Source organism: Streptomyces sp. NPDC000151, assembly GCF_040301705.1.
In the GTDB taxonomy this organism is placed as follows: Bacteria; Actinomycetota; Actinomycetes; order Streptomycetales; family Streptomycetaceae; genus Streptomyces.
On record NZ_JBEPFC010000011.1, the window covers coordinates 39,110 to 52,294 of the forward strand.

Here is a 13,185-nt window from a genome sequence, read left to right on the forward strand (position 1 = left end):
TCGTGGTGGTACGCGCGAATTCATGCATGAAGGAGACTGTCGTGTCGGCGAACAGCTTCGACGCCCGCAGCACCCTGCAGGTGGGCGACGAGTCGTACGAGATCTTCCGGCTGGACAAGGTGGAGGGCTCCGCCCGCCTCCCGTACAGCCTGAAGGTGCTGCTGGAGAACCTGCTCCGCACCGAGGACGGCGCGAACATCACCGCCGACCACATCCGGGCGCTGGGCAACTGGGACTCGCAGGCCCAGCCCAACCAGGAGATCCAGTTCACGCCGGCCCGCGTGATCATGCAGGACTTCACCGGCGTGCCCTGCGTCGTGGACCTCGCCACCATGCGTGAGGCCGTCAAGGAGCTCGGCGGCGACGCCGACAAGATCAACCCGCTGGCCCCGGCCGAGCTGGTCATCGACCACTCCGTCATCGCCGACAAGTTCGGCACCAACGAGGCGTTCGCGCAGAACGTCGAGCTGGAGTACGGCCGCAACAAGGAGCGCTACCAGTTCCTGCGCTGGGGCCAGACCGCCTTCGACGAGTTCAAGGTCGTCCCGCCCGGCACCGGCATCGTCCACCAGGTGAACATCGAGCACCTGGCCCGTACGGTCATGATCCGTAACGGCCAGGCGTACCCCGACACCCTGGTCGGCACCGACTCGCACACCACGATGGTCAACGGCCTGGGCGTCCTGGGCTGGGGCGTCGGCGGCATCGAGGCCGAGGCCGCGATGCTCGGCCAGCCGGTCTCCATGCTGATCCCGCGCGTGGTCGGCTTCAAGCTGACCGGCGAGCTCACCCCCGGCACCACCGCCACCGACCTGGTGCTGACCATCACCGAGATGCTGCGCAAGCACGGTGTCGTCGGCAAGTTCGTGGAGTTCTACGGCGAGGGCGTCGCCGCCACCTCGCTCGCCAACCGCGCCACCATCGGCAACATGTCGCCGGAGTTCGGCTCCACCGCCGCGATCTTCCCGATCGACGACGAGACGCTGAACTACCTCAAGCTCACCGGCCGCTCCGAGCAGCAGGTCGCGCTGGTCGAGGCGTACGCCAAGGAGCAGGGCCTCTGGCTGGACCCGGCCGCCGAGCCGGACTTCTCCGAGAAGCTGGAGCTGGACCTGTCGACGGTCGTCCCGTCGATCGCGGGCCCGAAGCGCCCGCAGGACCGCATCGTGCTGGCCAACGCCGCCGAGCAGTTCGCCACCGACGTGCGCAACTACGTCTCGGACGACGAGGAGGCGGGCAAGGAGTCCTTCCCGGCCTCCGACGCGCCGGCCACCTCCAACGGCGTGCCGACCAAGCCGACCCTGGTCACCGCAGCGGACGGCTCGACGTTCGAGATCGACCACGGCGCCGTCACCGTCGCCGCGATCACCTCCTGCACCAACACCTCGAACCCCTACGTCATGGTCGCCGCCGCGCTCGTGGCCAAGAAGGCGGTCGAGAAGGGCCTGACCCGCAAGCCGTGGGTCAAGACCACCCTGGCCCCGGGCTCGAAGGTCGTCACCGACTACTTCGACAAGGCCGGCCTGACCCCGTACCTGGACAAGCTGGGCTTCAACCTGGTCGGCTACGGCTGCACCACCTGCATCGGCAACTCCGGTCCGCTGGACGAGGAGATCTCGAAGGCGATCAACGAGGCCGACCTCGCCGTCACCTCGGTGCTCTCCGGCAACCGCAACTTCGAGGGCCGGATCAACCCCGACGTCAAGATGAACTACCTGGCGTCCCCGCCGCTGGTCGTCGCGTACGCCATCGCCGGCTCCATGAAGGTGAACATCACCGAGGAGGCCATCGGCAACGACACCGAGGGCAACCCGGTGTTCCTCAAGGACATCTGGCCCACCGAGGCCGAGGTCAACGACGTCGTGGCCAACGCCATCGGCGAGGACATGTTCAACAAGTCCTACCAGGACGTCTTCGCGGGTGACGCCCAGTGGCAGGCGCTGCCGGTCCCGACCGGCAACACCTTCGAGTGGGACAGCGAGTCCACCTACGTCCGCAAGCCCCCGTACTTCGAGGGCATGACGATGGAGACCACCCCGGTCGAGGACATCGCGGACGCCCGCGTCCTGGCCAAGCTGGGCGACTCGGTCACCACCGACCACATCTCCCCGGCCGGTGCGATCAAGGCCGACACCCCGGCCGGCAAGTACCTCACCGAGCACGGCGTCGAGCGTCGCGACTTCAACTCCTACGGCTCCCGCCGTGGTAACCACGAGGTCATGATCCGCGGCACCTTCGCCAACATCCGCCTGCGCAACCAGATCGCGCCGGGCACCGAGGGCGGCTTCACCCGCGACTTCACCCAGGCCGACGGCCCGGTCTCCTTCATCTACGACGCGTCGCAGAACTACCAGGCCGCCGGCATCCCGCTGGTCATCCTGGCCGGCAAGGAGTACGGCTCCGGCTCCTCCCGCGACTGGGCCGCCAAGGGCACCGCGCTGCTCGGCGTCAAGGCCGTCATCGCCGAGTCCTACGAGCGCATCCACCGCTCGAACCTGATCGGCATGGGCGTCCTGCCCCTGCAGTTCCCCGAGGGCGCCTCCGCCCAGTCGCTGGGCCTGACCGGCGAGGAGACCTTCTCCATCACCGGCATCACCGCCCTGAACGACGGCGGCATCCCGGAGACCGTGAAGGTCAAGGCCGCCCGCGGCGAAGCCGCTGATGGTGACAGTGTGGAGTTCGACGCCAAGGTCCGCATCGACACCCCCGGCGAGGCCGACTACTACCGCAACGGCGGCATCATGCAGTACGTGCTGCGCAGCCTGATCCGGAAGTAAGCAGCCCGGTCCGCGAGTGAGCGGGACCGGCAGCGGCAGGAAGGGCCGCACCCCTCGGGGTGCGGCCCTTCCCGCATGTCCGGCTTGTACCACGGAAGCGCCCGGCGGGGCGGGTGTGCGGGGCCGCTCGGGGACATCACGAGGCCGGGGGAGTGGTGTCGGGGCGGACTCGGTGAGAAGGCGGCGAGGCGCGGTAGGTCTTACGCCGTCCTTATTTCCTGCTGACAGGAGAATCACATGCGCAGGTTCATCGGCCGGTCCGTCGCGGCCGCCGTGCTCGCGACGGCGGTCGTGCTCCCGGTGTCGGGAGTGGCCCAGGCCGCCCCGAAGGCGCCGACGGTCGCGTCGTGGCAGCACCACGACTGCAAGTGCAAGCACAGCCACCACCGCTGGGACGATGACGACGACTGGGGCTGGGGCCACCACTGGTGGGGCCACGGCGGCCTGCTCAGCGGCCTCCTCGGCATCCTCCTCTGAGCCGTCCGGCAGCCGTACAGGGCCGCACCCTCCGTTCGCGGACGGTGCGGCCCTGGCGTGCGGGCGGGGTCAGGAGATCAGTTCGATCTCGGCGAGGGTGGCCCTGGCGGCCGGGACCAGGCGGTAGTGCCGGTACGTGCCCGGCCGGTCGACCGAGAAGACGCGGGTCTGCTTGCCCCACGTGAAGGACTCGGCGGAGCGGCGGTCCACGGTGGTCCACTTGCGGCCGTCGGGGGAGCCTTCCAGAGTCCAGCCGGCGGGTGCGTCCGCCTTGGCCGAAGAGGTCAGCGTGTACGAGGTGACGCGGGACGCCTTCGTGAGGTCGGCGGCCGCCGTTTCGAAGGACGCCGAGGTGTCCGAGGTGTTGTCGAAGAGCGCCGAGCCGTCCGGCGCGGTCACGTCACCGGCCGGGGACGGGACCTTGTCGTCCTGGGTGATCGAGGTGGGCGCGGCGTGCGCGCCGGTGCCCCAGCGGGACGGCTCCGGGCCCATGGCGAAGTCCAGGGTGCCGCCGCGGGCGAGTACGGAGTGCGGGAGCGCCGTGGAGGTCCAGGGCTTGCCGTTGACCCGCACGCCCTGCACGTAGACGTTCCGGGCGCTGTTCTTCGGGGCCTTGATGACCAGGTCGCGGCCGTTCTCCAGGTGGACGGTGGCCTTCGTGAAGAGCGGGGAGCCGATGGCGTACTCCGGCTGTCCCATCACCAGCGGATAGAAGCCGAGGGCGCTGAAGACGTACCAGGCGGACATCTCGCCGTTGTCCTCGTCGCCCGGGTAGCCCTGGCCGATCTCGCTGCCGAGGTAGAGCCGGGAGAGCACCTCGCGGACCTTCTCCTGGGTCTTCCAGGGCTGCCCGGCCGCGTCGTAGGCGTACGCGATGTGGTGCGACGGCTGGTTGCTGTGGCCGTACATGCCCATGCGGGTGTCGCGGGCCTCGGTCATCTCGTGGATCACGCCGCCGTAGCTGCCCGCGAACTCCTGGGTGCCGGTCTCGGGCGTGGCGAAGTACGTGTCGAGCTTCTTCGCCAGGCCCGCGCGGCCGCCGTAGAGGTTGGCGAGGCCCTTGAGGTCCTGCGGCGCGGTGAAGGCGAAGGTCCAGCCGTTGGTCTCGGTGTAGTCGTTGCCCCAGACGCGCGGGTCGTACTTGTCCGGCGTCAGCCGCCAGTCGCCCTTCTCGTCCTTGCCCTGGAAGAAGCCGACCTTGTCGTCGAAGAGCTTGACGTAGTCCTGGGCGCGGTTCAGGAAGTAGGCCGACTCCTCCTTGTAGCGCTTCTTGTGGGTCTTCTTGTAGAGCGCCTGGCCCATCCGGGCGATGCCGAAGTCGTTGAGGTAGCCCTCCAGTGCCCAGGACATGCCCTCGCGGGTCTTGGTGGAGGTGTAGCCGAGGAACGGCGAGGTGTTCATGCCCTTGCGGCCGACGCCGGGGCTGGGCGGCGCGACCGTGGCGTTCTTCAGCGCCGCCTCGTACGCCGCGTCGGCGTCGAAGTGCACCCCCTTGGCGTACGCGTCGGCGAACGCCACGTCGGAGCTGGTGCCGGTCATCAGGTCGGCGTAGCCGGGCGAGGACCAGCGGGAGATCCAGCCGCCGTCCTTGTACTGCTGGACGAAGCCGTCGGCCAGCTGCCCGGCCAGCTTCGGGGTGAGGAAGGAGTACGCGGGCCAGGTGGTCCGGTAGGTGTCCCAGAAGCCGTTGTTGACGTGCACCTGGCCGTCGACGATCTTCGATCCGGTGTGGGTCGGGGTGTCCGGGCCGGTCGCGGGGGAGAAGGGGCTGGCGTAGCGGGCCTTGCCGCTCACCTCCTCGGAGCCGGAGTTGGGGTAGAGGTAGAGCCGGTAGAGGCTGGAGTAGAGGGTGGTGAGCTGGTCGCGGCTCGCGCCCTCGACCTCGATGCGGCCGAGGATGCCGTCCCAGGCGGACCGGGCCTTGTCCGTCAGGGAAGTCAACGACGCGCTCTCCGGGACCTCCTGGCCGAGATTCGCCTTCGCCTGGTCGACGCTGATCAGGGACGTGGCGATGCGCATCGTGACCGTGCGGTCGGTGCCCGGCTTGAAGCGGAGGTAGCCGGTGACGTCGGGGCCGCCGCCTCCGGAGAGCTTGCCGCCGGCGGTGACCGGCGCGTCGAAGGTGGCGTACACGAAGAGCCGCGTGGCCCCCGTGGACGACCCGCTCTTGACGTCGGAGAAGCCGGTGACCACGCCGTTCTCGGTGTCGAGCGTGAGGCCGCCCTTGTTGTTGACGTTGTCGAAGATCAAGCTCGCGTTATCACCCGGAAAGGTGAACTTCATCAGCGCGGCGTGGTCGGTGGGAGCGATCTCGGTCTTCAGCCCGTTGTCGAAGGTGACGCCGTAATAGTGCGGCTTCGCCGTCTCGCGGGAGTGGTGGAAGGGGAGCGCGCGGGCGGTGCGGGAGGCGTCGGGGGTGCCGGCGGCCGCGGACGGCATCACCTGGAAGGTCTGCCGGTCGCCCATCCAGGGGCTGGGCTCGTGGCTGGCGGCGAAGGCCTGGAGTGTGGGGAGGTTGTCGGCGTTGTTCTTGCGCGCGTATTCGTAGAGCCAGTCCTGGGAGCCGGCGTTGGTGACCGGGGTCCAGAAGTTGAAGCCGTTGGGGACGGCGGTCGCGGGGAAGGTGTTGCCGCGCGAGAAGCTGCCGCTGGAATTCGTGCCGCGGGTGGTCGAGGCGTAGTCGGCGAGGTGCGCGAGCCGCTTCTCGGGCGCCTTGGGGGCCAGCTTCACATCGTCCAGCCAGCCGCGGAACTTCGCCGGGCCCTTCGGGGAGTCGTAGGCGACCAGGATCCGGTCGACGGTCCGGCCGTTCGCGACCTGCCCGATCCGCGAGGCGATGTGGTTCCACTGATTGACGTAGAGGGACTTCGAGGCGCCCTGACCCCGCGGATCGAGCGGGAAACCGTGCTGGTCAACGGCCTTGAGGTCGCTCAGATAGGTGCCGTCGCTGAAGGCCAGGTCGACGGCGACGTTCGTGGCGTCGTAGTCGCGGTCGCCGTCGGCCATCGACGGGAAGACGCGGTAGGAGAGCTCGGTGTCCCGGTCGACGGCGACGTTCACGTCGAAGACCTTGTTGTACGAGTATCCGCGGCCGTCGGCCGTATGCGTCCCGGCGTAGCGCAGGGCGCGCGTCCCGGTGAATCCGGCGCGGGCCTTGGCGGTCGGTGAGCCGCTCGGGCCGCGGTCGACGAGGGAGAGCATGTCCTTGGGCGCGGGGGTGTCGCCGCCGTCCGCCGCGAGGTGGACGTCGGCGAGCTGGAGGGCGTCGTCGGCGCCGTTGTTCGCGGTGATGTCGAGGCGGTAGTGGCGGTAGGCGGCCGGGGCGCCGATCTTGTACGTCCTGGTCTCATGGCGCTTCGGGAAGGACTGGTCCCGCTGGGTGTCGAGGACCTTCCAGTCCTTGCCGTCCTGTGACCCCTCAAGGGTCCAGTCCCGGGGGTCGCGCTCGGCGTGGTCATTGGCCGAGGTGAGCGCGTACGTCGTGACCTCGATGGGCGCGTCCAGGTCGAACTCGGCCCAGCTCGTGCGCGCGAAGGCCAGCCACTTGCTGCCCGGATCGCCGTCGATGAGGTTCTCCTTCACCTCGCCGCCGCCGTCGTTCTCGCCGCCCGCCCGGACGTCGGTGACCCGCTCGGTCACCTCGCCGGGGATGCCGGAGCTGAACGCGCCGTTGACGCCCGCGGCCTTCTTCTTGCCGTCGGCACCGGTCTCCACGGTGTTGAGCCAGGTCGGCGCGGGGTCCTTCGCCTCGAAGGAGGAGCTGAACGCCCGGTCGGAGCGCGGAGATCGGTCCGGCGTGGCGACCGCCGGGCTCTGGCCGCCCATGGCGAGGGCGAGGGCGACCGCGCCGATCGTCGTGGCGGTGACCGGGCGACGTCTGTATCGAGATCTGTGCCCCATCCGCAAGATTCCTCCAGTTGGACAACGTTGTCACGAGGCCGCGCAAGGGACCAGTAGGGCGGCAAGCGGGCAGGAGTGTCAAGGGCGCGGGACGACCGAGGGGCGGTTGTCGGTCGTACGCCGCTGGTTGTCGGCCGTGCGCCGCGCTCGCTTCGGTTACGGCTTCGCGGCGACGGGCGGCACGAAGAAGCTCACCATGTCCCGGTACTCCTGGTGGGGCGCGTCATCGGCGGCGAGCCAGTCGCTCGGTCCCACGCGGTCCTCCCACGCGAGATGCCGCTCGGCGATGGCGCCGACGAAGTCCTGGGCCAGCCGCCCCGCTTCGAAGAGGTCCTGGTCCGGACTCTGCGAACTCGCCCCGACGATCTGCCCGCGCACTTCGGCGGAGTGTCCGTAGCGAAAGCCGGCGCTGCCGCACAGATGCGGGTCGACGAGGACCGCCTCGCCGTAGTTGCGCCCCAGTCGCCGGTGGCCTGCGGCCTTGGCGGCCGCGTTGGGCAGGAATCTGTGCCCGTCCTCGCCGATGCTGACGACGCCGAGAACCGCGCGCTCGTTGGGTATCCAGGGCCCCGCCGTGGGATCCATGAGGACGAAACCCATGGCTGTCCGGCCATAGCTGCCGCGGGGCGCGGCGGACGCGGCGGTGGTGTGCTGGCGCCAGATGCTCGCCGCGCGCCGGAGCCCGAGCTCCAGCAGGAGCTGGTCGAGTTCGCCGGGGCCGAGCAGGTAGTCGTACGGATTGCGGCGGTGCTGGGCGCGCACCGTCAGCCCGTGCTCCGAAACGGTCTCGCGGACATTCACTGTCGGCTCCTTCTGCGGTGTGCACCAGTGGTCGGCCACCGGCGGGGCGGTGAGATCGTCGGAGATCATAAGGCCGAAATCCGGTGCCGCCGCGGGGAAATCGAAAAAGATCTTCGAGAGGTGGGCGGTGCGGCCGTTCCGTAGAAAATTCTGCGCGGAAAGGCCGCGTACGCGGTGCCGGAATCGTTCCGGTTACGTGCGGGAATGGCGATAGTGGTTGAACCACTTGACGTCACGTCAGTTTCCATCCATGCAGGTCAAGTTGGGTTCACGTAAAAGGCGTGGTCCGCTCATGGAAATGCTTGACCGCGGGACCGCTTCCCCATAGATTGCCTGGCGCCGCAGGGATCGAATATCGAACGGGGGGCGATCAAGTGGTGGGGGGTTCCGGGACCCGCAGGGTTTCCCGATCTTGAGTACGTGGAGTCGCCGACTCCGTATTCACACCTGACCTGGCTGGGCCGCCACAGGGCGCCCCGGCTTTCCGAGTCGCGCCCTTGAACCATCGGGACCATCGCGCGAAATCACCGTTGCCGTATTGCCTGCCGACAGCCCGGGCCTTGGCCCAGGTGGCCTCGGCATGCCGCGCGGCCACTCATGGGAAAGGTTGGTTCTGCAATGACAGTGAGCGCTCATCTCGGCCTGGCGGAGACGTTCCGGCGGGACGGTTTCGCCGCGACGGGGCCGCTGATCTCCACGGACGAGGTGGAGCTGTACCGGGACATCTACGACCGCTTCCTGAGCGGCGAGATCGAGAGCGGGGACAAGCGCTCCGACCTCGGCTCCCACGTCCCGCGCCGGGACGGCGTGCGGGAGAACATCACGCAGATCATGTGGCCCTCCGCGCTGTACAAGCCGCTCCTGGACCTGCCGCTGCACGACCGGGCCCTGAAGGTCGCCCGCGAACTCATCGGTGACGACGCCGAGCTGGACTTCGACATGCTGATCCACAAGGCGCCGCACACCGGCGTGCCGACGCCGTGGCACCAGGACGCGGCCTACTGGATCGACCTGCCCGACACCCGTGCCGTCTCCCTCTGGGTGGCCCTCGACGAGGCCGTGCTGGACAGCGGCTGCATGTGGTACGTCCAGGGCTCGCACCGGCAGCCGCTGCGCCCGCACCGCCCGACCAGCGACGGCAAGAACATCGAGACCGACTGCTCCGAGACCGAGCCCGGGGCGACCGCGGTGCCGGTGTCGCCGGGGGAGGGCATCGCCCACGGAGGCCAGACGCTCCACTACTCCCGCGGCAACACCACGGACCAGGTCCGCCGCGCCTACATCCTCAACTACCGCCCCGCCTCGATGATCCGGTTCGAGCGGGAGCGGGGCGCGGACCACGGCCTCGAGGAGAACGTGCGCAAGGTGCGCAACGCGAACGCCGGGGACGCGGGCAACTGAGCGACTCGCAATTGATCCACCCGCGACCGATCCACCCGTAACCCCCCTCCGACCGCCCTGAACACGCCTGTGAGGTAATGCCATGGAGCCCACGAGTCACCCGGTGAAGTTGAGCGGTGCCGTGATGGCGCATCCCAAGCGCATGAAGGAAGCCCAGCTCATCGCTGACGCCGACGCGAAGGGCCGGATCCGGGTGACCGTCGACCCCGAGCCCGGGGGCCGGCCCACGGCGCTGCGCACCGCGCTGGTGTCCTGGGGATGCGTGGCGCCGGACGCCACCCACCACGTGGTCCTGCAGGACGACGTGCTCCTGGCAGACGGGTTCTACGAGCACGCCGAACGCGTCGCGGCCCGGGTCCCGCACGAGGCGGTCGCCTTTTATGCCGGGTGGGAGGCGCGCAACGGCGCCGTGGCGCGCCTCGCCGCGCTGACCGGCTCCCCGTGGGCGTACACGCTCCAGGAACACGTGCCGTGCCAGGCGCTGATGCTGCCCGCCGACGTGGCCCGGGGTTACGCGGCCTTCCAGGAGGAGCACGGCGAGGGCTGGCCGTACGACGTCGTGGTGCAGCAGTACCTGAACTCCCTGGGGATACCCGTACGGTTCACGACGCCCAGCACCGTGCAGCACGACGAGGTGCCCAGCATCGCCGGCAACAGCTACCACGGGTTCCGCCAGGCGACGCTGTTCACCGGACAGGCGGCGGAACCGTCGACGTACGACTGCCCCCGCTTCCCGGTCGTGCCCTTCTACCAGTACGGCGACGCCCGGTGCGCCGTCCGCCGTGAGACGGAATGGGAGTACCTGGAGACCGAGCGGTACCTGCGGCGCCTCGGGCTGCTCGACAACGCCACGGCGGCCTTCGACGCGGCCGAGCCGTCCGGTCTCCCCGAGCGGGTGAGCCGGGCCGTGTGGCTGACCGGGTTCGCCACCGGCGTCGTCACCGCCGACGCGCCGGAGCCGGAGCCTTCGGTGGCGGCCGCGGTGATGGAAACGCTGGGCACCGGCGGCCTGTGCGAGGAGTACACGGCCGCTGAGCTGCTCGCCATGGCCCCCGCGGTGCGGGACCTGGCACTGGCCGCGCTGGCGGCGGGACGCCGGGCCGGACGCCTCGGCATACGCGCGGCAAGCCCCGGACCCGATGCCGCCCGCGTCGTCGTCACCGGGGGCGAGAGCCGCTTCGGCGGCCAACTCGCCCGCCTGCTCGTCGACGTGGGGTACCAGGCCGTACATCTCGCGGGCGCGCCGGAGGCCCGGGACCTGGCCGGTGTGCCGTACGTCGTGCACCTGGGCGGCGCCGACGACGCGCTGCTCGACGAGGTGCTGACGGCCGCGGAGCAGGCGGGCGTGGCGCGCCTCGTGTACGCCGGTTCCGCCGCGGTCTACCGCGGCAGCGGCGCCCGGACGGTGGCGGAGGGGACGCCGGCGGAACCGCCGGGCGACCCGGTCGCGCTGGCGTGGTGGCGGCAGGAGGAGCGGTGCCGCCAGTGGGGCGAGCGGAGCGGGACCGCCGTACAGGTGCTGCGCCTCGCCGACCCCGTCGGTCCGCACGCCCCCGCCGACAGCACCCCCGTCCGGTGGGTGCACCTGGCGTGGACGCGCCACTCGCTCTCCCTGAACAAGCAGGGGGCGCACCAGATCCTCGACTACCGCGACATGGCCGACGCCATCGGCGCCGTGCTGGCCGCCCCGCCGGCCGCGGCGGTGCTCAACGTGGCCTCGGCGGCGTACGGCGAGGAGGAGCTGGCGGAGCTGCTCGCGGACGTCTCGCGCCGGACGCCGTGGGAGTGGAGCGACGGCCCGGAGGCCGAGCGCTGGACCATGTCGACGGAGCTGATCGAGAAGGAGCTGGGCTGGCACCCCTCGGCCTCGGTCTTCGAGGGCGCGCGGGCGCTGGCCCAGTGGTACGCCTGCGACATCCACGGCGACTACGACGTCCCGGCCTGAACACCCCATCTCTCATTGACCTTTCAAGGAGTGCGGCATGTCCGGTATAGCTGGCTGGGTCGACTTCTCCCGCGACGTGGCGCGGGAGCGGGACGTCGTACAGGACATGACGGCCACGCTGGCCCGGCGCGGTCCGGACGGCGAAGGCGTGTGGCTGTCCGGGCACGCCGCGCTGGGCCACCGGCGGCGGTCCGCCGCCGAGGCCGAAGGGGGCGAGCTGCCCCTGGTCCTCGATGCCGGTTCCGGCCCGCGCACGGTCCTGACCTGGAACGGCCGGCTCTACAACGCCCAGGAGCTGCGGACCCGGCTCCGGTCGGCGGGCCACGACCTCAGGGCCGGCGGCGACGCCGAGCTGGCCCTGCACGCGCACCGGGAGTGGGGGCCGGACTTCGTCACGCGGCTCGAGGGTGTGTACGCCTTCGCTCTCTGGGACGTACGACGGGAGGAACTGCTGCTGGTCCGTGACCGCATGGGCGTGAAGCCGCTGTGCTACGCGATCACGCCGGCCGGGGTGCTCTTCGGCTCCGAGCCGAAGGCGATCCTCGCCCATCCCGATTTCTCGGCGGCCGTCGACGCCGAGGGGCTGCGCGACATCCTCTCGGTCGCCCGGGTGCCAGGGCACGCGATCTTCCGCGGCATGCGGGAGGTCCGCCCGGGCCACACGGTGCGGGTGACGCGCGCGGGCACGGTCGAGAAGCGCTACTGGGGACTGCGGGTGGCGGACCACACGGAATCCCTCGACCGGACGATCGACACCGTCCGCGGCCTGCTGGAGACCATCGTCACCGAGCAGATGGTGGGCGAAGCGCCGCCGTGCGCGCTGCTCTCCGGCGGCCTGGACTCCAGTACCCTCACCGCGCTGGAGGCGAAGACGGCCCGCGCCCAGGGGATCGGCCCCGTCCGCTCGCTGGCGGTCAACGACCACGACCCCGACGGGAAGGCCGGCAACGACGACCACCTCTACGCGCGGATGCTGGCGGAGCACGTCGGCACGGACCACGGCGAGATCTCCCTGAAGGACCTCGACCTGCTCGACCCGGCACTGCGGGCCTCCGTCCTGGCCGCCTACGACGTGCCGATCAACAAGGGCGACCAGTACGCCTCCCTGCATCTGCTGTTCCGCGCCGCGCGAGAACACGCCACCGTCGCCTTCTCCGGAGAGTGCGGCGACGACGTGTTCGGCGGATACAACTGGAACCGCCTCTCCGAGTGGATCTCCACCAGTACCTTCCCCTGGGTGGCCGAGGGGAGGCCGCGCTTCCAGGGCTACGAGTCGGTCTTCGACCCCGGCCTCCTCGGCAAGCTCGACCTGGCCACGTACGAGCGCGACTCCCACAGCGCCGCGGTCGCGGAGATCGCGGCGGCCGACCACCTCGACGACGCGGACGAGGCGCGCTACCGGGAGGTCACCTACCTGGCGCACACCCGCCACTCCCGGGTTCTCTTCGACCGCCTCGACCGGCTCGGCATGGCGTCCGGGCTCGACATCCGGGTGCCCTTCGCCGACCACCGGCTCGTCGAGTACACCTTCAACATCCCCCGCGCCATGAAGGGTTTCGACGGCCGGGAGAAGAGCCTGCTGCGCGCGGTCATGAAGGACCTGCTCCCGGAGCCGGTGGCGATGCGCGTCAAGACCCCCTATCCCAACCTCCGGGACACCGCCTACGACCGCGTGCTCCGCGACCGGCTCGTGGCCGTCGTACGCGACCCGGACAGCCCGATCGCTCCGCTGCTCTCCGACGGACTCAGGGCAGCGGTGGCGGGGAGCGGCGCGGCCGCGCTGGAGAGCGGGGTGAGCCGGGCGGCTCTGGAGACGGCACTCCAGACGGAGAGCTGGCTGCGCACCTACGGGGTGCGGATGGACCTCTGAGAGTTCTCCAGCCT

Annotated in this window: 7 protein-coding genes; 5 read left to right on the forward strand and 2 right to left on the reverse strand. The window is 70.2% G+C overall.

Translation table 11 applies throughout. The features are described 5' to 3' along the window. The first annotated feature begins 41 nt into the window (after positions 1–41). Together acnA and ABT381_RS05935 are read left to right on the forward strand one after the other, a co-directional pair. The gene (gene acnA, locus ABT381_RS05930; RefSeq protein ID WP_351588309.1) at positions 42–2,777 is read left to right on the forward strand and encodes an aconitate hydratase AcnA; all 2,736 of its coding nucleotides are present in this window, start codon (positions 42–44) and stop codon (positions 2,775–2,777) included. Positions 2,778–3,014: 237 nt separating this feature from the next. Next, the gene (locus tag ABT381_RS05935) at positions 3,015–3,254 is read left to right on the forward strand and encodes a hypothetical protein (protein ID WP_351588312.1); all 240 of its coding nucleotides are present in this window, start codon (positions 3,015–3,017) and stop codon (positions 3,252–3,254) included. A 69-nt stretch (positions 3,255–3,323) separates the two neighbouring features. Here ABT381_RS05935 and ABT381_RS05940 read toward each other — a convergent pair whose 3' ends face one another. Both ABT381_RS05940 and ABT381_RS05945 read right to left on the reverse strand, forming a co-directional pair. Then, positions 3,324–7,154, reverse strand: coding sequence for a GH92 family glycosyl hydrolase (locus tag ABT381_RS05940; protein WP_351588315.1), 3,831 nt, complete (start codon positions 7,152–7,154; stop codon positions 3,324–3,326). 156 nt (positions 7,155–7,310) lie between these two features. Further along, entirely contained in the window at positions 7,311–8,024 is a 714-nt protein-coding gene (locus ABT381_RS05945) for a hypothetical protein (RefSeq protein WP_351588318.1), read from the reverse strand. Between the two features lie 549 nt (positions 8,025–8,573). On the opposite strand from ABT381_RS05945, the gene ABT381_RS05950 reads away from it, so the two are divergent. From ABT381_RS05950 to asnB, 3 genes are all read left to right on the forward strand, one after another. Next, positions 8,574–9,356 carry a phytanoyl-CoA dioxygenase family protein gene (locus ABT381_RS05950; RefSeq protein WP_351588320.1) on the forward strand — a complete coding sequence of 261 codons (783 nt, stop codon included), beginning with the start codon at positions 8,574–8,576 and terminating at the stop codon, positions 9,354–9,356. Between the two features lie 82 nt (positions 9,357–9,438). Next, on the forward strand, positions 9,439–11,301 hold the full coding sequence (locus ABT381_RS05955) for an NAD-dependent epimerase/dehydratase family protein (RefSeq protein ID WP_351588322.1): 1,863 nt from the start codon (positions 9,439–9,441) through the stop codon (positions 11,299–11,301). Between the two features lie 37 nt (positions 11,302–11,338). Further along, positions 11,339–13,171: an asparagine synthase (glutamine-hydrolyzing) gene (gene asnB, locus ABT381_RS05960; protein WP_351588324.1), complete on the forward strand. Its 1,833-nt coding sequence runs from the start codon at positions 11,339–11,341 to the stop codon at positions 13,169–13,171. Positions 13,172–13,185: the final 14 nt, after the last annotated feature.